This is a genomic window from Streptomyces sp. ISL-10 (assembly GCF_018614575.1).
GTDB lineage: Bacteria > Actinomycetota > Actinomycetes > Streptomycetales > Streptomycetaceae > Streptomyces.
The window spans coordinates 40293-60803 of record NZ_JAGGOJ010000018.1; the positions used below are offsets into that span (position 1 = coordinate 40293).

Consider the following 20511-nt stretch of genomic DNA (forward strand, 5'->3'; position numbering starts at 1 on the left):
GCGAGAAATCAGAGAGAAGGAGGCGCGGTCAGTCGGCGGCCAGCAGTCCGCTCGCCAGTCCGATCACCACCGGTGCCACGCCGACCGCGAGAAAGGCGGGCAGGAAGCACAGGCCCACGGGTGCCGTGATCAGCACCTGTGCCTTCCGCCCGCGTGCCGCCACCGCTCGGGCACGATCCGCCCGAAGCCTCTCGGCCAGCCGTGCCACCTGCTCCGCCGCCGGTGCGCCCGTCAGGTCGGCGCGTTCCAGGCAGCGGGCCAGTGGTCCGGCACCCGGAATCCCGCCGAACCAACCCCATGCGTGGGCCGGTTCGCCGCCGAGCCGCAGCTCGGCCCCGGCTCTGGCGAGCCGTTCGCCGAGATGCCCGCCCAGCGACTCGCCCACGGCTTCCGCCGCCTCACGCGGCCCCGCGCCGGCCGAGATGCACGCGGCCAGAAGATCAGCGGCGAGCGGGAGTTGACGCGCTGCTTCGTGCCCGTCCCCGGCGTCCCCTGGAGCGGCCGCCGCCGCGAGGCGCCCCCGGCGTCGGAGCCAGTGCCGTACACCGGCCCCCGACACGATCCCCGCGATGCCGCCGGCCACTCCGCCGATCAGGACGTAGCAGAGGGCCGCGGCACCGAACGGTGCCGCCCATTGCTTTGCCCTGCCCGCCAACTCTGCTTTGCTGCGGCGCTGTTCGCGCTCCACCGACAGCAGCGCCTCGATACGGGTGCGCACCGCCCTGCCACGGCGGTGCGCCGCGATCACCGAGCCCACGCACGTCACCGCCGCGAGACCGGCCAGCACCGCCCCCAGCCTGTGGACGAACTCCGGGCTCATGCCTCCTCACCCGCCCGTACGATCCGGCCCGCCCAGAACAGGCCGGCTGCCTCCAGCAGTCCTCCGGCCACCAGACAGGCGATACCGCCCGACGTGTGGAACAAGACCGCCAGCGGGTCCGCCCCGAGTGCCCAGCCCATCCCGAGCCCGGCGACGGGCAGCAGTGCGAGAAGCATTACGGTCGACCACGCGCCGGCCAACTGTGAGGCGAGATCCTTCCGTTGGTCCCGCTCCGCCCGCAGCGCCGCCTCCAGCCGGTCCAGTCCGGCAGCCAGGCCCGCACCGCTGTCCACCGCCACCCGCCAGCAGGCGGCGAGCCCGGCCAGGCCCTCCGCACCGGGTTGCCGTGCCGCGGCCCTGAGGGCGTCGGCCACGTCGCCGCCGAACCGCGCCGCCGCCAGGACGGCGGCCTCCCCCTCACCGAGCGCCTTCGTCTCCCGGGCGCCGAACAACAGCGCCTGCCCTGGCTGCAGTCCGGCCCGCAGTTCCCCCGCAACCGCGCCGCACAGCGCGACCACCCCCTCGGCCCTGTGGTCCTTCTCGCTCCTGCGCTGCCGGGCCTGCAACCGGCGCCGTACCAACGGCACCGCCACGGCCCCCACGACGAGCGGGACGACGGATTTCCCCAGCACGGCGACCACCAGCGCCGCAGGCAGGCACAGCCACTCCCTGCGCGGCCGCACCGCGAGCAGTACCCGCTCCCACGACCACCACGGCGGCCCGGCCACGGCCCCGCCGTCCGCGAGAAGCAGTCGCGCACGGCGCAGGCCCTGGTCCTGGCCGGTGATCAGCCAGGCGGCGGCGCCGGCGCAGACCGCCGCCGCGCACATCGACTCGGCCGCCCTCACAGCGCCTCCCCGATCAAGGCACGCAGCCGTGCCCAGCCGTCCTCACGCGTGAACGCCTCCGCGCCCCACTTCAGCGCCGGGACCGTCACCACCAGACCGGCCTTGTCCCGCTCCAGCACATGTACCTCGGCGATGCGGCGCTGTCCGCCGGCGTCACGCGCGAGATGGACGACGACGGACAAGGCCGCGGCCAACTGGCTGTGCAGCGCCGCCCGGTCGAGCCCCGCCGCAGTCCCCAGCGCCTCCAGCCGCGCCGGCACGTCCGCCGCGGCGTTGGCGTGCACGGTGCCGCAGCCGCCTTCGTGCCCCGTGTTGAGCGCGGCCAGCAGTTCGGTGACCTCGGCGCCCCGGACCTCTCCGACGACCAGCCGGTCGGGCCGCATGCGCAGGGCCTGCCGGACCAGGTCCCGCAGGGTCACCCGCCCCGCGCCCTCCTGATTGGCGGTACGCGATTCGAGACGCACCACATGGGGATGGTCGGGCCTCAACTCCGCCGAGTCCTCGGCGAGCACAATGCGCTCCCGGTCGCCCACCAGCCCCAGCAGGCTGCTCAGGAGGGTCGTCTTGCCCGAACCGGTCCCACCGCTGATCAGAAAGGAGAGCCGGGCCGCGATCAGCGCTCGCAGCACGCGCTCGCCGTCCGGCGGAACCGTCCCCGCCGCGACGAGCTCACGCACCGAGAAGGCCCGTGGCCGCACCACCCGCAGCGACAGGCACGTGGAGCCAACCGCCACCGGTGGAATCACGGCATGCATCCGCGTCCCGTCCGGCAGCCGTGCGTCCACCCAGGGCCGGGCGTCGTCCAGCCTGCGCTCCGCCACCGCCGCGAGCCGCTGCGCCAGTCTGCGCACCGAGGCGGCGTCGGGGAATGTCACCTCCGTGAGCTCCAGGCCCCTGCCCCGGTCCACCCACACCCGGTCCGGTGCGGAGACCAGCACATCGGTGACCGACGGGTCGGACAGCAAGGGCTCCAGCGGGCCCGTGCCCACCAGCTCGCCCCGTAACTTCTCGGTGCCGCCCAGCACTTCGGCGTCGCCCAGCAGCCGTCCCTGCGCCCGAAGGGCTGCCGCCACCCTGGCCGGTGTCGGCTCGGCGCCGCTCTCGGCCAGCCGCTGCCGTACGGCCTCCAGCAGTCCTGTGCTCATGAGACCGTCTCCCCGGCCAGCGCCTGCTCCCAGAAGGCCGTGCAGAACCTGGCCAGCGGCCCCCGCCCGCCCGCGCCCGGCGGCGCTCCGCCGTCCTGGGCCGCCGGCAGCCCGGCCTCGACGGGTAGTTCGCCCGCGAGTGGCAGGCCGAGGGCGGCCGCCACCCACTGCTCGTCCAGGCCCGAGGCGTACGGGCCGCGGACCACCACGCGCAGGTCCGTGAGGACCATGCCCACTACCGACGCGACCCGGTTCGCCGCGGCGACCGCGCGCAGTTCGCCGGGGACGACCAGCAGCCCCAGATCCAGCTGGGCCAGTGCCTCGGCCACGCCCTCGTCGACGCGGCGCGGCAGGTCGACGACGACCACGCCGCCCCGCCTGCGCGCCGCCGCCAGCACCGACCTCATCGCCTCCGGCGGGACGACGACGGAATCGCCGCGGTCCCAGCTCAACACCCGCAGCTGGTGCAGCTCCGGCAGCGACTCCTCCAGCGCCCCGCCCGCGACACGACCCTTCGAAGCGGCGAAATCAGGCCATCGACGGCCTTCGGTCTGCTCGCCGCCGAGCAGGACGTCGAGGCCACCGCCGAGCGGGTCCCCGTCGACGAGCATGGTCCTCCGGCCGGCGCGGGCGGCCGTCACGGCGAGGGCACAGGCCAGCGTCGACGCCCCGGCGCCACCCCGGCCGCCGATGACTCCCACGGTCAGTGCCTGCCGTCCGACGCCCTCGGCGACGTCCGCGATCCGGTCGACGAGCCAGCTCTCCGCGTCCGGCAGGCGCAGGACGCTGTCGGCCCCGATCTCCACGGCCCGCCGCCAGACGTCCGGGTCGTCCTGGTCACGGCCCACGAGCAGCACTCCGCGCCGACGGGTGGCCCCGCGGCACCGCTCGGCCGCGTCGTCCCCGACGAGGACCAGGGGAGCGCCCTCCCAGGCACCCCTGCGTTCGGGCACCGTGTGGTGGACGTCGGGCTCGGCCCCCGCCGCGGCGCACAACCGCAGAAGGTCGTCGAGCAGATCGGCGTCCTCGGTGACGATCAGCGGTCCTTCGCGCCGCCCCTCGGCAGCACGGGGACGGTCCGATGTGATGGATCCGGCCACGATCTCCACCCCTCTTCCAGCGATCTCGCCCGGTGGCGAGATCCGTGATTCCTTCCAGCCACGAACTTCGCGGCTGGAATCACGGTGCAACCCGCTGAAAAATCGTGTGGATCTTGCCGAAAAACTGTGGACAACCGGCCACTTGTGAATATCCCCGTAGCCCATACCGGTGAGCCTTCGAAAGTTTCCGCAGCGCAGCACAATGACTACTCAGCGTAATGAATTCGGGGAGGTACCTTCCGCCTCACCCGCAGATGGCGCAGACGCGCAGCGGGCGGCGACGGCCGCGGAGATGAGGGGAAACCCATCCGGACATGCGACGACCCCCGCCGGGGGGGAGAGCGGGGGTCGTCTCTCCGGCCGACTCGGGGGGGGAGGAGCCGGACCGGGTTAGCACGGTCGCGAACGATCCGTGACTTCCATGGTGTACCCGAGAGCCTTCTCAGGCAAACCCACACGCCCGAGAGTACGCCGAATGGCGGGCACATATGCTCAGCCCCGTGGAAAACCACTCCTTGCCGCGCACGGCCGCCTTCTTTGACCTGGACAAGACGGTCATTGCGAAGTCTTCGACACTGACCTTCAGCAAGTCCTTCTACCAAGGCGGGCTGATCAGTCGGCGCGCCGCGCTGCGCACCGCCTATACCCAGTTCGTGTTTCTCGCGGGCGGCGCCGATCACGACCAGATGGAGCGGATGCGCGAGTACCTGTCCGCTCTCTGCAAGGGCTGGAACGTGCAGCAGGTCAGGGAGATCGTCGCCGAGACGCTGCACGATCTCATCGACCCGATCATCTACGACGAGGCCGCCTCCCTCATCGAGCAACACCACATGGCCGGCCGGGACGTGGTCATCGTGTCCACCTCCGGCGCCGAGGTGGTCGAGCCCATCGGAGAGCTGCTCGGTGCGGACCGCGTCGTGGCCACCCGCATGGTCGTCGGCGACGACGGCTGCTTCACGGGCGAGGTGGAGTACTACGCGTACGGACCGACGAAGGCCGAAGCCGTCAGGGAGCTCGCCGCCTCGGAGGGCTACGACCTGGACGGCTGCTACGCGTACAGCGACTCCGCCACCGACATCCCGATGCTCTCCGCGGTGGGCCACCCCTACGTCGTCAACCCGGACCGTGCGCTGCGCCGCGAGGCCGCACTGCGCAACTGGCCGGTTCTCGTCTTCAACAAGCCGGTCCGGCTGAAGCAGCGGCTCCCCGCGTTCTCGATGCCTGCACGCCCGGCGCTGATGGCCGCCGCGGCGGTCGGAGCGGCGGCCGCGACCGCCGGACTCGTCTGGTACGCCAACCGCCGCCGGGTGGCGGCGCGGGCGGCCCGGACAACCGGCCGACTCGACCACCGGTTCGCCCGTATTTGAACCTAAAAGTAAAGAAGGGCGGCCAGGGCTTTCCCTTCCCGGCCTGCTGGAGTACAAAGGATTCAACGGCCCGCGAGACCGAGGACATCCGAAAGGATCACCTTTAAACGCAAACAAGGCCCCACGGACCGAAGCATGAAAGCGGAGCACCCACGCGACGTCGACCCGTCGATTACGGGCCAGCCGCACCAGGTGACGGGCGAAGTTCCCGACCTGATGGGCAACCTTCGAGGACGCATGGTAACTCTGTGGACATGCCAGCGGCGGTACCAATTGGTACCGCCGCAACCCATTTCGGCAGGATTTGGGGCCTTTCGCTGCCTCAGGCGGCACCGCGCTGCAGCGCCTCGCACACCGCAGTCGACTCCCTGACCCCGAGCTCCACGGACCGCCCGCAATGGGCGATCCAAGCCGCCATGCCCTCCGGCGTGCCGGACAGATATCCCTCGAAGGCCGCGGTGTACGCCGCGCGGCCCTGCTCGGCGTGTCCGACTTCCGCCGGACAGATCGACTTCGGGTCCAGGCCGCTGCCGACAAGAACGATCCGCTCGGCCGTCCGCGCGATCAGACCGTTGCACGAGACGAACGGGCGCAGCGCAAGCAGCTCCCCGTGCACCACGGCGGCCGTAACCAGGGCCGGGGCGGAGCTGCCCGTGATGATCAGTTCTGCCAGCCCGTCCAGGCGCGCCGCCACCTCGGCCGCGCCGGGCAGCGGGGCCTCGATCAGCGGCTCGTCGACCGGCTCGCCGGCCAGGCGCGGCCTGCCCACCGTCTCGTCGGCGCTGCCGCCGCTCGCCGCGACCAGGTGCAGCCTGGCCAGCACCCGCAGGGGTGACTGCCGCCAGATCGACAACAGCTGGCCGGCCTCGGCCGTCAGCCTCAGGGCCGCGCCGACGGTGCGCGCTTCGGCGTCGCTGCCGAAATCGGTGCGCCGGCGCACCTCCTCCAGCGCCCAGTCGGCGCCGGACAGAGCAGCGGAGGCGCGGGCACCGCGCAGTGCGGCCTCCGACGTGATCTCGTTGCTGCGCCGCCGCATGACCCGGTGGCCGTAGACCCGGTCGACGGCTTTGCGCACGGACTCCACGGAGTCGGCGACGCCAGGCAGCGTGCCGAGAGTGGCGAGAGGGTCGGCCGGCGAGGCGTTCGTACTCATAGGTAGCGAGGCTACCGCCCGGGCCCCCCGCCCCACCTTGGAGTGGTCTTCTTCACGCACCTTGACAACGGCCCGCACTCGTACCACTACTCTAGGTGAACATGAAGATCGCTTTCGTAGGGAAGGGCGGCAGCGGCAAGACGACGCTGTCCTCGCTCTTCATCCGCCACCTGGCCGCCGCTGAAGCACCTGTCGTCGCGGTGGACGCCGACATCAACCAGCATCTGGGGGCCGCGCTCGGCCTCGATGACGCGGCGGCCGCCGCTCTGCCCGCGATGGGCGCGCATCTGCCGTTGATCAAGGAGTATCTGCGCGGTACGAATCCGCGGATCACCTCGGCCGAGGCGATGATCAAGACCACGCCGCCAGGAGAAGGTTCCCGGCTGCTGCGCGTCGTCGAGGACAACCCGGTGTACGAAGCGTGCGCACGGACCGTGCGGCTCGACGACGCCGAGATCCGGCTGATGGCCACGGGGCCGTTCACCGAGTCCGACCTCGGCGTCGCCTGCTACCACTCCAAGGTCGGTGCGGTCGAGCTGTGCCTGAACCATCTGGTGGACGGGCCGCGGGAATACGTCGTCGTCGACATGACCGCGGGCTCCGACTCCTTCGCCTCCGGGATGTTCACCCGTTTCGACATGACGTTCCTGGTGGCCGAGCCGACCCGCAAGGGCGTGTCGGTCTACCGCCAGTACAAGGAGTACGCCCGGGACTTCGGGGTGTCGCTCAGGGTCGTGGGCAACAAGGTCCAGGGCCCGGACGACGTGGAGTTCCTACGGGACGAGGTGGGCGAGGACCTGCTGGTCACGGTCGGGCACTCGAACTGGGTCCGGGCGATGGAGAAGGGCAGGCCGCCGCGGTTCGAGCTGCTGGAGGCCGCCAACCGGACGGCCCTGCAGGCCCTGCAGGACGCCGCCGAGGACTCGTACGCGCACCGGGACTGGGAGCGCTACACCCGCCAGATGGTCCACTTCCACCTGAAGAACGCGGAGAGCTGGGGGAACTCGAAGACGGGGGTGGACCTGGCGGCCCAGGTGGATCCGGCGTACGTGCTCAGCGAGCACACCCCGGTGCCGCAGCCGGGCTGACCATGACACGAGGGCGGTCCGGCCGGACCGCCCTCGTGCTCCCTGTGCGGCCGCTCTCAGTGGCGCGACTCCTGCTGCCGCTGCGCCTCCCGCTTCGGGGCGGGCGGTGCCACAGGCGGCGTCGAGAGGAAGTCGGACCAGCCGCTCTTGGGCGCCTTACCCACCTCAAGCTGCCGCAGCTTTTCCAGAACCAGCGGATCCTGGGCATCCAGCCAGTCGGCCAGCTGACGGAACGACACACACTTCACGTCGCTCTTCACACAGACCTTCGCGATCGTCTCCTCGATCGCCTTCATGTACGTCCCGCCGTTCCAGGACTCGAAGTGGTTGCCGATGATGAGCGGGGCGCGGTTGCCCTTGTAGGCGCGGTCGAAAGCCCGAAGGAGGCCGTCGCGCATCTGGTTGCCCCAGTACTTGTGCATCGACGGACTGCCCTTGGCCGTGCCCGACTGGTTGACCATGAAGTTGTAGTCCATCGACAGCGTTTCGAAGGCTCGGCCGGGGACGGGGACCATCTGAAGGGACAGGTCCCACATGCCCAGCGTCTTCTTGGGCCACACCTGATCGCTGGCGCCGCTGGTGTCGTAGCGGAAGCCGAGGTCCCGCGCCGCGCGCAGGAAGTTGTCGCGGCCCTCCAGACACGGAGTGCGGGCGCCGATGAGCTCCTGGTCGTAGTCGAAGGGCAGCGGTTCGGCCGAGGGGAGTCCGGCGTTCGTCCTCCAGTTCTTCACAAAGGACTTGGCCTGGCTGATCTCGCTCTTCCACTCCTTGACGGACCAGGTGCCGACGCCGCCGTCGTTGCCGCAGAAGTGCCCGTTGAAGTGGGTGCCCACCTCGTTGCCGTCCAGCCAGGCACCGCGCAGTTCGCGCACGGTGTCCCTGATTCCCTTGATGTCGTTGAAGCCGATGTCGGAGCGGCCGACAGCGTGCTGGGGCGGGTCGTACAGGTGCCGCTTCTTCTCGGGCAGGAGATAGACGCCGCTGAGGAAGTACGTCATCGTCGCGTCGTACTTCTTGCCGACCTCGCGGAAGTGGGAGAACAGCTTCTGGCTGTCCTCCCCGGCGCCGTCCCACGAGAACACCACGAACTGCGGGGGTTTCTCACCGGGCTTGAGCCGCTGCGGCTTGAGCAGACCGGGCTGGGCGCCGGTGAAGGCGGTGGAGCCGTCTCCGATGAGGCGGACGGCGCCCCCCTTCTTCTGGGCGGGCGCGCCGTGCTTGGTGCCCGAGCCGTTCGCGCCGCCCGGCCCGGAGCAGCCCGCGAGTCCCGCGAGGAGTGCCGTGGCGACTGCGCCGACGGCGGCGGCCTTCTTCGTGACAGCCAGCATCCGTCCACCCTCTTTCGTATGCCGATATGACTTTCGGCGGTGATGAGAGGCCGACACGGTCACACCGGAGGGGGAGGCGAACGGAACGACGAGCCGCAATCAAATGATTAATCACCGAATCGGGTGATTGATTGCCCTATTTGCCCAGAAAATCATGCCAGAGTCTTTACTCTGCATTACGATCCATTTACTCAACGTTGAGCGCTCGTGCGATTCGAGCATCCCGCCGCTGCATGCCGTGACTCATGGCCGCGCCCCCACGTTCCGCGACCGCGCCACCCTGGAGGAGACGGGAATGTCCTGCGTCCCCACCCGCACCGACAATGCATCTCAGCCCCCTACGCCCCCGCTCGCCCGCTTCCGGCGGCCGCACAGTCCGCCGCCCGCCGGGCCGCACCGCCGCTTCCGGATCGCGGGTGCCGATGTGTCCGCGTCCGTCTCCGTCTTCCTGATCGCCCTGCCTCTGTCCCTCGGCATCGCCCTGGCCACCGGGGCGCCGCTCCAGGCCGGCCTCGTCGCCGCCGCCGTCGGCGGCATCGTGGCGGGGCGGCTCGGCGGCTCCCCGCTCCAGGTCAGCGGCCCGGCTGCCGGACTGACCGTCGTCACGGCCGAGTTGATCCAGCGGTACGGCTGGCGCACCACATGCGCCATCACGGTCCTCGCCGGCCTGTGCCAGCTCGGTCTCGCCGCCCTGCGGGTGGCGCGCTCCGCGCTCGCCGTCAGCCCCGCGATCGTCCACGGGATGCTGGCCGGCATCGGGGTCACCATCGCCCTGGCACAACTTCACATCGTCCTCGGGGGCACGCCGCAGAGTTCGGCCGTCGCCAATGTACGTGCGCTGCCCGGCCAGTTGGCCGATCTCCGTCCGGCCGCACTGTCCGTCAGCGTCCTGACCGTCGCCGTGGTCCTGGCATGGCCGCGCATCCCGGGGCGAGCCGGCCGGATCGTGCGGACCGTGCCCGCCGCCCTGGCCGCCGTCGCCGCCGCGACCGTGCTCGCGACGGTCGCCCAGCTGCACCAGCCGCGCGTCGATCTTCCTTCGTGGCGCTCGCACGCGCTGCCCGAGCTGCCCGAGGGACCCGTGCTCGGGCTGCTCGCCGCAGTGCTCACCATCACGCTCGTCGGCAGCGTGGAGTCACTGCTGTCAGCCGTCGCGATCGACAAGCTGGCGGCGGCCCGCAAGCACCCGGACGTACGGCTCCCCCGCGTGAACCTCGACCGCGAGCTCGCCGGGCAGGGCGCGGCAAACGTCGTGTCGGGTGCCCTCGGCGGACTGCCGATCACGGGCGTCGCGGTCCGCAGCGCGGCGAACGTCTCCGCCGGGGCGGTCAGCCGCCACTCCACCATGCTCCACGGTGTGTGGATCGCGGTGGCCGCACTGCTGCTGGTGCCGGTCCTCGACCTGATCCCGCTGGCCACCCTCGCCGCGTTGGTGATGGTGATCGGTGTGCAGATGGTCAGCATCACGCATCTGCGCAGTGTGAAGCGCAACCGCGAAATCCTGGTGTACGCGGCGACCCTGGGCTCGGTGGTCCTGACCGGAGTGCTGGAAGGGGTGCTGATCGGGATCGCGGTGGCGGTCGGCGTGGCGCTGCACCGGCTCACCAGGACCCGGATCACCGTGGAGGAAGAGGGCGGGGACGTGCACCGGGTGCGCGTACGCGGCCAGTTGACGTTCCTGGCGGTTCCCCGGCTGAGCCGGGTGCTGGGGCAGGTGCCGCACGGCGTCGACTGTGTGGTCGAGCTGGACGGTTCCTTCATGGATCACGCGGCGTACGAGGCGCTGCACGACTGGCAGGCCGCGCACTGCGCACACGGCGGCACCGTGGAGTTCACGGGCCGGTCGGGGTCGCGCATCAGCGAGCCCGCGCACGAGACGCACGGCTGCTGCCGGCCCTGGACGCCCTGGCGCAACCATCACTGCGGCGACAGCCCGCAGCCGACGACCGAGACCCATCAACTGGCCACTGGGCTCAGCTCGTTCCAGCGCAATACGGCCCCCCTGGTCCGCGACGAGCTGGCGCGCCTCGCGCGGGAGGGGCAGCGGCCCTCGCAGCTGTTCCTCACCTGCGCCGACTCCCGACTGGTCACCAGCATGATCACGGCAAGCGGCCCCGGCGATCTGTTCACGGTGCGCAATGTGGGCAACCTGGTGCCGCTGCCCGGCGAGGAGAGCGGCGACGACTCGGTCGCGGCCGCGATCGAGTACGCGGTCGAGGTGCTGGGCGTGGAGTCCATCACGGTCTGCGGCCACTCCGGGTGCGGAGCGATGCAGGCCCTGCTGAACAGCCCGCCGGACGGCGCCCCGACTCCCCTGCGCCGCTGGCTGCGGCATGGTCTGCCCAGCCTGGAGCGCATGCGCAATCGGCACCACGCATGGGCCAGGATCTCGGGACGGATGCCCACGGACGCAGTGGAGCAGCTGTGTCTGACCAATGTGGTCCAGCAGTTGGAGCATCTTCGGGCCCATGAGTCGGTCGCCCGCCGGCTCGCCGAGGGCACTCTGCAACTGCACGGCATGTACTTCCATGTCGGTGAGGCCCAGGCATATCTCCTCACGAACACGGCCGAGCACGAGGTCGAGCAGGTCTTCGACCGCGTCGCGCCCGCACCGTCAGCCCTGGAGAAGGCCCGCGTCTGACGCGCGCGGCCCCTTGATGCGCGGCACGCGCGCGTGCGGCCACGCACACAGTGGGTGACCGAGCGCACACGGGCGTGGCTGAACCAGTGCCGTACGGCGTCCGTGAGAACGTGTGGCCCCTCTTCCCCACCGCCCGGGGTAGAGGGGCCACCTCACAGGTCTAAACCAATTTCCGGAAGGCCCTTGTCACCCGGCCTTCTGGCTGATGAGCTATGGCCTGGGACACCTACGCACATAAGACGCCCTGGGAAAGGGAGATGTCGTGAGCAACGAAAGCCTGGCCAACCTTCTGAGGGAGGCGAGCTGATGACCAACGAGCGTTCTTCACTCTCCAACCTGCTGAAGGAAGAGCGGCGGTTCGCGCCTCCGGCCGAGCTGGCCGCGCACGCCAACGTGACCGCGGAGGCGTACGAACAGGCCGCGGCGGACAGGCTTGGCTTCTGGGCCGAGCAGGCACGGCGGCTCGACTGGGCCACCGAACCGACCGAGACCGTCGACTGGAGCAACCCGCCCTTCGCGAAATGGTTCGCGGACGGCCGGCTCAACGTCGCGTACAACTGCGTGGACCGTCATGTCGAAGCAGGCCACGGCGACCGGGTCGCCATCCACTTCGAGGGCGAGCCCGGCGACACCCGTGCCATCACCTACGCCGAGCTCAAGGACGAGGTCTCCAAGGCGGCCAACGCCCTGACGGAGCTGGGTGTCCGCAAGGGCGACCGTGTCGCGGTCTACCTGCCGATGATCCCCGAGGCCGCGGTCGCGATGCTGGCCTGCGCCCGGATCGGCGCGGCCCACTCCGTGGTCTTCGGCGGCTTCTCCGCCGACGCCGTCGCCTCCCGGATCCAGGACGCCGACGCCAAGCTCGTCATCACCTCCGACGGCGGCTACCGCCGCGGCAAGCCGAGCGCGCTCAAGCCCGCGATCGACGAGGCTGTCTCCCGCTGCCCACAGGTCGAACACGTCCTGGTCGTGCGGCGCACGGGACAGGAGACCGCGTTCACCGAGGGCCGCGACGTCTGGTGGCACGACATCGTCGGCCGTCAGCACGCCGAGCACACCCCCGATGCCTTCGATGCGGAGCACCCGCTCTTCATCCTCTACACCTCCGGCACCACGGGTAAGCCGAAGGGCATCCTGCACACCTCCGGCGGCTACCTCACGCAGGCGGCCTACACCCACCATGCCGTCTTCGACCTCAAGCCCGAGTCCGACGTCTACTGGTGCACGGCGGACATCGGCTGGGTCACCGGCCACTCGTACATCGTCTACGGTCCTCTGGCCAACGGCGCGACGCAGGTCATGTACGAGGGCACGCCGGACACCCCGCACCAGGGCCGCTTCTGGGAGATCGTGCAGAAGTACGGCGTCACGATCCTCTACACGGCGCCGACCGCGATCCGCACGTTCATGAAGTGGGGAGACGACATCCCCGCCAAGTTCGACCTGTCGAGCCTGCGGATCCTCGGATCGGTGGGTGAGCCGATCAACCCCGAGGCCTGGATCTGGTACCGGGAGCACATCGGTGCGGGCAAGACCCCGATCGTCGACACCTGGTGGCAGACCGAGACCGGCGCGATGATGATCTCGCCGCTGCCCGGTGTCACCGAGACCAAGCCCGGCTCCGCGCAGCGCCCGCTGCCCGGCATCTCCGCCACCGTCGTAGACGACGAGGCGAACGAGGTGCCCAACGGAGGCGGCGGCTACCTGGTGCTCACCGAGCCGTGGCCGTCAATGCTGCGCACCATCTGGGGCGACGACCAGCGCTTCATCGACACCTACTGGTCCCGCTTCGAGGGCAGGTACTTCGCGGGTGACGGTGCCAAGAAGGACGACGACGGAGACATCTGGCTGCTCGGCCGCGTCGACGACGTGATGCTCGTGTCCGGTCACAACATCTCGACCACCGAGGTCGAATCGGCCCTGGTCTCCCACCCCAAGGTCGCCGAGGCCGCGGTCGTGGGCGCGGCGGACGAGACGACCGGTCAGTCGATCGTCGCGTTCGTCATCCTGCGGGGCACCGCGAGCGAGGACGACGGGCTGGTGAACGAGCTGCGCAACCACGTCGGCACGACGCTCGGCCCGATCGCCAAGCCCAAGCGGATCCTGCCGGTGGCCGAGCTGCCGAAGACCCGCTCGGGCAAGATCATGCGCCGCCTGCTGCGCGATGTGGCCGAAAACCGTCAGCTCGGTGACGTCACCACGCTGACGGACTCCTCCGTGATGGACCTGATCCAGTCCCGCCTGCCCGGCGCCGCCAGCGAGGACTGACCCCCGGCGGGGCACCCGTACGCGGGCACGGCCCCGGCGCAGCCCGCGCCGGGGCCGTGCCCGCGTACGGGGCGTGGCGGGGCGGGCAGGCCGTCGCGCGGGCGGGGACGGGCCGCGGTACGGTCTGCCGCGGCTCACCGAACGGCCGACGGAGCCGTTAGGTAGAGTAAAGAACGCGTCAATGACGCAAGGAACGATCTCAGGTGCGCCGGGAAGTCTGGTCGGCAACAGTTTTGTCGTGCCCGACCGACCGGAGGTTACGCATCGTGGCCGCGCCCCAGACCACTCCCAGGCTCTTCGGACGTCTGCCCCTGCCCGAGCGGAACTTCGTCGCGGACGCGCTGCGCGCGGAGACGGTCGGCGGTGTGCTGCTCCTGTTCGCCGCGGTTGCCGCCCTGATCTGGGCGAACACCCCTATCGGTGACAGCTACGCCGCCGTGCGCGACTTCCACCTGGGTCCTAAGGCGCTCGGCCTGGATCTGTCGATACAGCACTGGGCGGCGGACGGTCTGCTGGCCGTCTTCTTCTTCGTCGCCGGTATCGAGCTCAAGCGTGAGCTGGTCGTGGGAGAACTGCGCGACCCGAAGGCCGCCGCCCTGCCCGTGATCGCCGCCCTCTGCGGCATGATCATGCCCGCCCTCGTCTACCTGCTGGTCACGACGTTCGGCGACGGCTCCACGGCCGGCTGGGCTGTCCCCACCGCCACCGATATCGCCTTCGCCCTGGCCGTGCTCGCGGTCATCGGTACGTCGCTGCCATCGGCGCTGCGCGCGTTCCTGCTGACGCTCGCGGTCGTCGACGACCTCTTCGCCATCCTGATCATCGCGGTCTTCTTCACGGACGACCTGAACTTCGCGGCGCTCGGCGGGGCCTTCGCCGGCCTCGCCCTCTTCTGGCTGCTGCTGCGCCTGGGTGTGCGGGGCTGGTACGTGTACGTGCCGCTCGCCCTGGCCGTCTGGGGCCTGATGTACAACAGCGGCGTCCATGCCACGATCGCCGGTGTCGCGATGGGCCTGATGCTGCGCTGCAGCCGCCGGGACGGCGAGGAGTCCTCGCCGGGCGAGCACATCGAGCATGTCGTGCGGCCGCTGTCCGCCGGTATCGCCGTACCGCTGTTCGCCCTGTTCTCGGCGGGCGTCACGGTCACCGGCAAGTCCCTCGGCGACGTCTTCAGCAAGCCCGAGACACTTGGTGTCGTCCTGGGTCTGGTCGTGGGCAAGGCGTTCGGCATCTTCGGCGGCACCTGGCTGACGGCACGTTTCACCAAGGCGGAACTGAACGAGGATCTGCGCTGGCCGGACATCTTCGCGCTCGCCTCGCTCGCCGGTATCGGCTTCACCGTCTCGCTGTTGATCGGCGAGCTCGCCTTCGCCGGAGACGCCACGCTCACGGACGAGGTGAAGGCCGCGGTCCTGATCGGTTCCCTGATCGCCGCAATTCTCTCCGGCATCGTCCTCAAGATGCGGGTACGTGCCTACCTGGCGCTGGCGGCGGAGGAGGAGCGCGACGAGGACATGTCCGGCATCCCCGACGTATACGAACAGGACGACCCTGCCTACCACTTGAGGATGGCCGCCATCTACGACGAGAAGGCCGCGGAGCACCGCCGCAAGGCCGAAGCGGCGGGGGCATCGCGCGACGGCGGCGACAGTCCGGCATGATCTGACATCGGACCGTAGAACTTTGGAGAGGGAGTCAGCGATGACCGACCCCGGCAACACCACGGCGAACGCTGTCGGCGCCGACCGCAGTCTCGGTCAGCTGGTCGCCTCGGCGACCGCCGAGATGTCGGCGCTGATGCACGACGAAATCGCGCTGGCCAAGGCGCAGCTGCGGCGGGACGTGAAGAAGGCGGGCATCGGCAGCGGTGCGTTCGCCGCCGCGGGCGCGGTGCTGCTCTTCTCGCTGCCGATGCTGAGCTTCGCACTCGCCTACGGCTTCCAGGCCTGGACCGACTGGCACCTGTCCGTCTGCTTCCTGCTGTCGTTCGCCGTCAATGTCGCCGTGGCAGGTCTTCTCGGCCTGATCGGCTTGTTCTTCGTCAAGAAGGCGAAGAAGGGCAAGGGCCCGCAGAAGGCGGTCGCCTCGGCCAAGGAGACCGCGGCTGTGCTGCAGAACGCCAAGCCGCATCCTCGCCGCCCCGCGCGCCCGGAGCTCCCGGCCGGCTCCCGGGAGGACAGGGTCCCGGTGTGACCCGGCGGACCGGCACGGAGGCCGCCGGCCCGGGCGTGGCAAACGCACGGTGCCCGGTTGTGGCACGCTCATCAGCATGACGGCACCTGTTTCCAGCCCCGGCGGCTTCGGCAGCCCCGCCGGCCCCGTACGTCTCGACGGTCCGTGGACCCACCGCGACGTCGCGGCCAACGGTGCCCGCTTCCACATCGCCGAGATGGGCGACGGGCCGCTGGTGATGCTGCTGCACGGGTTCCCGCAGTTCTGGTGGACCTGGCGGCACCAGCTGCCCGCGCTCGCCGACGCGGGCTTCCGGGCGGTGGCGATGGACCTTCGCGGGGTGGGCGGCAGCGACCGCACGCCGCGGGGTTACGACCCGGCCAACCTCGCACTCGACATCACCGGCGTCGTACGGTCCCTCGGCGAGCCGGACGCCGCGCTGGTCGGGCACGACCTCGGCGGCTATCTGGCGTGGACGGCGGCCGTGATGCGCCCCAAGCTGGTGCGCCGTCTGGCCGTGTCCTCGATGCCGCACCCACGGCGCTGGCGTTCGGCGATGCTGTCGGACTTCGCGCAGAGCCGTGCCGGGTCGTATGTGTGGGGTTTCCAGCGGCCCTGGATTCCCGAGCGTCAGCTGGTCGCCGACGATGCCGCGCTGGTGGGCCGGCTGATCGAGGACTGGTCGGGACCCCAGCCGCTCGACGAGGAGGCCGTCGGCGTCTACCGGCGCGCGATGTGCATCCCTTCGACGGCGCACTGCTCGATCGAGCCGTACCGCTGGATGGTGCGCTCGCTGGCCCGGCCGGACGGCATCCAGTTCAACCGCCGGATGAAGCGTCCCGTGCGGGTTCCGACACTGCATCTGCACGGGTCACTCGATCCGGCGATGCGGACGCGCAGCGCGGCCGGTTCCGGCGAGTACGTCGAAGCGCCGTACCGCTGGCGGCTGTTCGACGGTCTCGGCCACTTCCCGCACGAGGAGGACCCGGTGGCCTTCTCGAACGAACTCATCAGCTGGCTCAAGGATCCGGAACCCGATCGCTGAGGCTTCCCGGCGTGACGAGGAGCGGCCGGCCGGATCCGTCCGGACACCCGGTGGAACCTTTGTCCTACGAACGGCCACATGCCCGGCGCATAGGCCAATTGGCGGGCGCTGACACGGTTACCGACCATGAGGCCCGGGCAGACGTCCGGGTATGGGCTGGACGCACGACTACGGTGACGCAGCACGCAACCGCCGCTCGGCCAATGGGCCGATCATCCACGACAGTGGTGGCTCTCAGCATGAGAGCCAGGAGCATCCGGGGCAGGGAATGGGCATTCCGCGAATCCTCCGGCGCCGCGCGCGCTGGGTGTCCGCGCGACTGCGGCATCCGCGGGCCTGAGCCGGCGACGGCTCGGCCCGGGCACCCTCACATCACGAAGCGTCCCACCGCGACGCATCCCTACAGCGCACACGCCTGGCTGTCGACCTGCTGGTTGGCGGCCCTGCCCTGTGCGATGTCGGCGCGGATCTCGTCGACCGTCAGGGCGTAGCCGGTGTCGACGTCGTCGAGGGACCGGGCGAAGATGACGCCGTAGACCTTGCCGTCGGTGGTGAGCAGCGGTCCGCCGGAGTTGCCCTGGCGGACGGTCGCGAACAGCGAGTAGACGTCGCGGCGGACGGTTCCCCGGTGGTAGATGTCGGGGCCGTTGGCGTTGATCCGGCCGCGGACGCGGGCGGAGCGTACGTCGTAGGCGCCGTTCTCCGGGAAACCGGCGACGATCGCGCTGTCGCCTCTGTCGGCGTCCTCCTCGGTGAACTGCAGCGGGCGTGCCTTGAGATCGGGGACGTCCAGCACCGCGATGTCGCGCTCCCAGTCGTACAGCACGACCTTGGCGTCGTAGAGCCGGCCCTCGCCCCCTATCTGGACGGTGGGCTCGTCCACGCCGCCGACCACATGGGCGTTGGTCATCACCCGGCGCTCGTCGAAGACGAAGCCGGTGCCTTCGAGGACCTTGCCGCAACTGGGGGCCGTGCCGACGACCTTGACGATCGACTGCTTGGCGCGCGCGGCGACGGGGCTGCCGACGAGCGCCGGGTCCGGTGCCTGGACCTCGGTGATCGGCTCGTTGGCGAACGGGCTGAAGACCTGGGGGAAGCCGTTCTGCGCGAGCACGGAGGAGAAGTCGGAGAACCATGTCGACGCCTGATCGGGCATCACCTGCGAGATGCCGAGCAGCACCTTGGAACTGCGGACCTCCTTGCCCAGGGTGGGCAACGAGGTGCCGGCGAGGGCGGATCCGATCAGCCAGGCGACCAGCAGCATGGCGACGACATTGACCAGGGCGCCGCCCGTGGCGTCCAGGGCCCGGGCGGGTGACCAGGTGATGTGCCTGCGCAGCTTGTTGCCGAGATGTGTGGTGAACGCCTGGCCGACGGAGGCGCACACGATCACGATCGCCACGGCGACGATCGCCGCCGTGGTCGACACCTCGGCGTCATCGGTCAGCGCGTCCCAGATCACCGGGAGGAGATAGACCGCGACGAGCCCGCCGCCGAGAAAGCCGATCACCGAGAGGATGCCGACGACGAAGCCCTGGCGGTAGCCGACGATCGCGAACCAGACGGCGGCGACCAGCAACAGGATGTCCAGCACGTTCACCGTCATTAGCCTCGCAGTGTCGTCGCCGGGTGCTCCTTCCGGCTGGTGTGTCCGGGCCCGCGGCGCGGCCGCTTCGTCTGTGCGCCCCGGGGTGCGCTTACTGCCTGGGTCAGCCTGTCATGCCCGCCAGTCCAGCGGGACCTCCTTGGTGCGGTCCCATGGTCTCTCCCAGCCGGAGAAGTGCAGGATCCGGTCGATGACTCCGGCGGTAAAACCCCAGACCAGAGTGCCCTCGACCAGAAACGCGGGCCCCGCGTGACCGCTCGGGTGGAGAGCCGTCGCGCGGTTGGCCGGGTCCGTGAGATCCACCACGGGCACGGTGAAGACCCGCGCGGTCTCGGCGGGGTCGACCGCTCCGACCGGGCTCGGGGTGCGCCACCACCCCAGTACGGGCGTGACGACGAATCCGCTCACCGGGATGTAGAGCTTGGGCAGCACGCCGAAGGGCTGGACGCCGGAGGGGTCGAGCCCGGTCTCCTCCTCGGCCTCACGCAGCGCGGCGCGCAGCGGGCCCGTGGTGGCGGGGTCGCCGTCCTCCGGATCGAGGGCGCCGCCGGGGAACGACGGCTGCCCGGCGTGCGAGCGCAGGGTGCCGGCGCGCTCCATGAGCAGCAGCTCGGGGCCCCTCGCGCCCTCACCGAAGAGGACGAGTACGGCGGACTGGCGGCCGCGTCCGCTCTCGGGCGGCAGGAAGCGGCTCAGCTGGTGCGGCTGGACGGTGTCGGCGGCGCGCACCACGGGATCGAGCCAGTCGGGCAGGCCGTCGATGGAGACGGACACCTCGCCGTGCCTGCCGGACTGCTCGTGCATCTTGTAGGTCTCTTCGCCTGCGCGCGTCATGGGCACCCCCTGCTGCTCAACGCCCCGGAGCGCCCGGATCGTTCCTCGTGGGGGCGGCTCACTCGACCTCGCCCAGGGCCGGGGCCGGCTTGCCGGGGTAGTCCGGCGGCGGCTTGAGCCGCTGGCCGGGCCGACCGCCCATCTCGTACTTCAGGAGCTTCCTGGCCTTCTCGGGGTCGGTCTCGCCCTCACCGTAGGCAGGGCAGAGGTGGGTGATCGGGCAGGCGCCGCAGGCGGGCTTGCGGGCGTGGCAGATGCGGCGGCCGTGGAAGATGACGCGGTGGGAGAGCATCGTCCACTCCGACTTGGGGAAGATCGTGGCGATCTCGGCCTCGATCTTCACCGGGTCGTCCTGGTCGGTCCACTTCCAGCGGCGCACGAGCCGCATGAAGTGCGTGTCCACCGTGATGCCGGGGACGCCGAAGGCGTTTCCCAGGACGACGAAGGCCGTCTTGCGGCCCACGCCCGGGAGACTCACCAGGTCCACCAGCCGGCCGGGGACCTCTCCGCCGAAGTCGTCGCGGATCGCCTTGGACAGGCCCATGATCGACTTGGTCTTGGCGCGGAAGAAGCCCGTCGGGCGGATGAGCTCCTCGACCTCCTCGGGCACCGCGGCCGCCAGGTCCTCGGGCGTGGGGTACTTGGCGAAGAGCGCGGGGGTGGTCTGGTTGACCCTGAGGTCGGTCGTCTGTGCGGACAGGACCGTCGCTATCAGCAGCTGGTACGCGTTCTCGAAGTCCAGCTCCGGGTGCGCGTACGGGAAGACCTCGGCGAGCTCGCGGTTGATGCGGCGGGCACGGCGGACCATGGCGAGACGTGATTCCTGTTTGTCCGGTTTCTTCTTTTCGTCCGGACTGGGGGAGGCCTGTTCGCCCAGAGCGGAATTCTGCTTTCCGGACACGCTTCCAGCCCCCTTGGCCTGCGCTCTCACGGGCGAATTGGACACCCGGCCAGCCTAAGGGGCGGCACCGACATCTGCCCCGGTCCCCGGGAATCACGACCCAATCGGGCCCCTGCCGCACGGTTGGGCGCGCCAGTGCGTCAAACTTGTTGTGATTGATCGCACGATTGTTTACTACGGGGGTCCCGATCCCTG

General features: G+C 70.4%; 17 protein-coding genes. 8 read left to right on the forward strand and 9 right to left on the reverse strand.

Annotated features, from left to right (window positions below; genetic code table 11):
- Positions 1-28: 28 nt before the first annotated feature.
- From J7E88_RS22365 to ssd, 4 genes are read right to left on the reverse strand one after another with little or no spacing between them, the layout of a single operon-like run.
- The gene (locus tag J7E88_RS22365; RefSeq protein WP_215183829.1) at positions 29-820 is read right to left on the reverse strand and encodes a type II secretion system F family protein; all 792 of its coding nucleotides are present in this window, start codon (positions 818-820) and stop codon (positions 29-31) included.
- Positions 817-1650 carry a type II secretion system F family protein gene (locus J7E88_RS22370; RefSeq protein WP_215184114.1) on the reverse strand — a complete coding sequence of 278 codons (834 nt, stop codon included), beginning with the start codon at positions 1648-1650 and terminating at the stop codon, positions 817-819. The genes J7E88_RS22365 and J7E88_RS22370 overlap by 4 nt, the downstream gene beginning before the upstream one ends.
- Before the next feature lie 14 nt (positions 1651-1664).
- Positions 1665-2813, reverse strand: a complete 1149-nt coding sequence (locus J7E88_RS22375; protein WP_215183831.1) for a TadA family conjugal transfer-associated ATPase — start codon at positions 2811-2813, stop codon at positions 1665-1667.
- Positions 2810-3913 carry a septum site-determining protein Ssd gene (gene ssd, locus J7E88_RS22380; RefSeq protein WP_215183833.1) on the reverse strand — a complete coding sequence of 368 codons (1104 nt, stop codon included), beginning with the start codon at positions 3911-3913 and terminating at the stop codon, positions 2810-2812. Before ssd ends, J7E88_RS22375 begins: the two co-directional genes overlap by 4 nt.
- A 488-nt stretch (positions 3914-4401) precedes the next feature.
- Here ssd and J7E88_RS22385 point away from each other — a divergent pair, with 488 nt between their 5' ends.
- The gene (locus J7E88_RS22385; protein ID WP_215183836.1) at positions 4402-5280 is read left to right on the forward strand and encodes an HAD family phosphatase; all 879 of its coding nucleotides are present in this window, start codon (positions 4402-4404) and stop codon (positions 5278-5280) included.
- 322 nt (positions 5281-5602) lie between these two features.
- Here J7E88_RS22385 and J7E88_RS22390 read toward each other — a convergent pair whose 3' ends face one another.
- Complete coding sequence (locus J7E88_RS22390) at positions 5603-6433, reverse strand: oxidoreductase (RefSeq protein WP_215183838.1); 831 nt, start codon at positions 6431-6433, stop codon at positions 5603-5605.
- A 101-nt stretch (positions 6434-6534) separates the two neighbouring features.
- Here J7E88_RS22390 and J7E88_RS22395 point away from each other — a divergent pair, with 101 nt between their 5' ends.
- The gene (locus tag J7E88_RS22395; protein ID WP_215183840.1) at positions 6535-7521 is read left to right on the forward strand and encodes an ATP-binding protein; all 987 of its coding nucleotides are present in this window, start codon (positions 6535-6537) and stop codon (positions 7519-7521) included.
- A gap of 56 nt (positions 7522-7577) precedes the next feature.
- Here J7E88_RS22395 and J7E88_RS22400 read toward each other — a convergent pair whose 3' ends face one another.
- Positions 7578-8849 carry a hypothetical protein gene (locus J7E88_RS22400; protein ID WP_215183842.1) on the reverse strand — a complete coding sequence of 424 codons (1272 nt, stop codon included), beginning with the start codon at positions 8847-8849 and terminating at the stop codon, positions 7578-7580.
- A 295-nt stretch (positions 8850-9144) separates the two neighbouring features.
- Here J7E88_RS22400 and J7E88_RS22405 point away from each other — a divergent pair, with 295 nt between their 5' ends.
- From J7E88_RS22405 to J7E88_RS36090, 6 genes are all read left to right on the forward strand, one after another.
- Positions 9145-11490: a bifunctional SulP family inorganic anion transporter/carbonic anhydrase gene (locus J7E88_RS22405; RefSeq protein WP_215183844.1), complete on the forward strand. Its 2346-nt coding sequence runs from the start codon at positions 9145-9147 to the stop codon at positions 11488-11490.
- Between the two features lie 306 nt (positions 11491-11796).
- Positions 11797-13758 (forward strand): acetate--CoA ligase, encoded by a 1962-nt coding sequence (gene acs, locus J7E88_RS22410; RefSeq protein ID WP_215183846.1) that lies wholly within the window; start codon positions 11797-11799, stop codon positions 13756-13758.
- Between the two features lie 266 nt (positions 13759-14024).
- Positions 14025-15419 (forward strand): Na+/H+ antiporter NhaA, encoded by a 1395-nt coding sequence (gene nhaA, locus J7E88_RS22415; RefSeq protein WP_215183849.1) that lies wholly within the window; start codon positions 14025-14027, stop codon positions 15417-15419.
- 40 nt (positions 15420-15459) lie between these two features.
- A complete protein-coding gene (locus J7E88_RS22420; protein ID WP_215183851.1) occupies positions 15460-15951 on the forward strand; it encodes a phage holin family protein in 492 nt (163 codons plus the stop codon).
- A gap of 76 nt (positions 15952-16027) precedes the next feature.
- Positions 16028-16975, forward strand: coding sequence for an alpha/beta fold hydrolase (locus J7E88_RS22425; protein WP_215183852.1), 948 nt, complete (start codon positions 16028-16030; stop codon positions 16973-16975).
- A 151-nt stretch (positions 16976-17126) separates the two neighbouring features.
- Positions 17127-17315: a hypothetical protein gene (locus J7E88_RS36090; protein WP_251023035.1), complete on the forward strand. Its 189-nt coding sequence runs from the start codon at positions 17127-17129 to the stop codon at positions 17313-17315.
- 60 nt (positions 17316-17375) lie between these two features.
- Here J7E88_RS36090 and J7E88_RS22430 read toward each other — a convergent pair whose 3' ends face one another.
- The 3 genes from J7E88_RS22430 to nth all read right to left on the reverse strand — a co-directional run bounded on the left by J7E88_RS22430 (position 17376) and on the right by nth (position 20292).
- Positions 17376-18575 carry a MarP family serine protease gene (locus tag J7E88_RS22430; protein WP_215183854.1) on the reverse strand — a complete coding sequence of 400 codons (1200 nt, stop codon included), beginning with the start codon at positions 18573-18575 and terminating at the stop codon, positions 17376-17378.
- Positions 18576-18692: 117 nt separating this feature from the next.
- The gene (locus tag J7E88_RS22435) at positions 18693-19415 is read right to left on the reverse strand and encodes a CoA pyrophosphatase (protein ID WP_215183856.1); all 723 of its coding nucleotides are present in this window, start codon (positions 19413-19415) and stop codon (positions 18693-18695) included.
- Positions 19416-19473: 58 nt separating this feature from the next.
- Positions 19474-20292, reverse strand: coding sequence for an endonuclease III (gene nth, locus J7E88_RS22440; RefSeq protein WP_251023051.1), 819 nt, complete (start codon positions 20290-20292; stop codon positions 19474-19476).
- Between the last annotated feature and the right edge of the window lie 219 nt (positions 20293-20511).

Coding starts and splice junctions, on each gene's coding strand:
- J7E88_RS22365 (WP_215183829.1), bottom strand. CDS start 820: ATGAGCCCGGAGTTCGTCCACAGGCTGGGGGCGGTGCTGGCCGGTCTC.
- J7E88_RS22370 (WP_215184114.1), bottom strand. CDS start 1,650: ATGTGCGCGGCGGCGGTCTGCGCCGGCGCCGCCGCCTGGCTGATCACC.
- J7E88_RS22375 (WP_215183831.1), bottom strand. CDS start 2,813: ATGAGCACAGGACTGCTGGAGGCCGTACGGCAGCGGCTGGCCGAGAGC.
- J7E88_RS22385 (WP_215183836.1), top strand. CDS start 4,402: ATGCTCAGCCCCGTGGAAAACCACTCCTTGCCGCGCACGGCCGCCTTC.
- J7E88_RS22390 (WP_215183838.1), bottom strand. CDS start 6,433: ATGAGTACGAACGCCTCGCCGGCCGACCCTCTCGCCACTCTCGGCACG.
- J7E88_RS22395 (WP_215183840.1), top strand. CDS start 6,535: ATGAAGATCGCTTTCGTAGGGAAGGGCGGCAGCGGCAAGACGACGCTG.
- J7E88_RS22400 (WP_215183842.1), bottom strand. CDS start 8,849: ATGCTGGCTGTCACGAAGAAGGCCGCCGCCGTCGGCGCAGTCGCCACG.
- J7E88_RS22405 (WP_215183844.1), top strand. CDS start 9,145: ATGTCCTGCGTCCCCACCCGCACCGACAATGCATCTCAGCCCCCTACG.
- acs (WP_215183846.1), top strand. CDS start 11,797: ATGACCAACGAGCGTTCTTCACTCTCCAACCTGCTGAAGGAAGAGCGG.
- J7E88_RS22420 (WP_215183851.1), top strand. CDS start 15,460: ATGACCGACCCCGGCAACACCACGGCGAACGCTGTCGGCGCCGACCGC.
- J7E88_RS22425 (WP_215183852.1), top strand. CDS start 16,028: ATGACGGCACCTGTTTCCAGCCCCGGCGGCTTCGGCAGCCCCGCCGGC.
- J7E88_RS36090 (WP_251023035.1), top strand. CDS start 17,127: ATGGGCTGGACGCACGACTACGGTGACGCAGCACGCAACCGCCGCTCG.
- J7E88_RS22435 (WP_215183856.1), bottom strand. CDS start 19,415: ATGACGCGCGCAGGCGAAGAGACCTACAAGATGCACGAGCAGTCCGGC.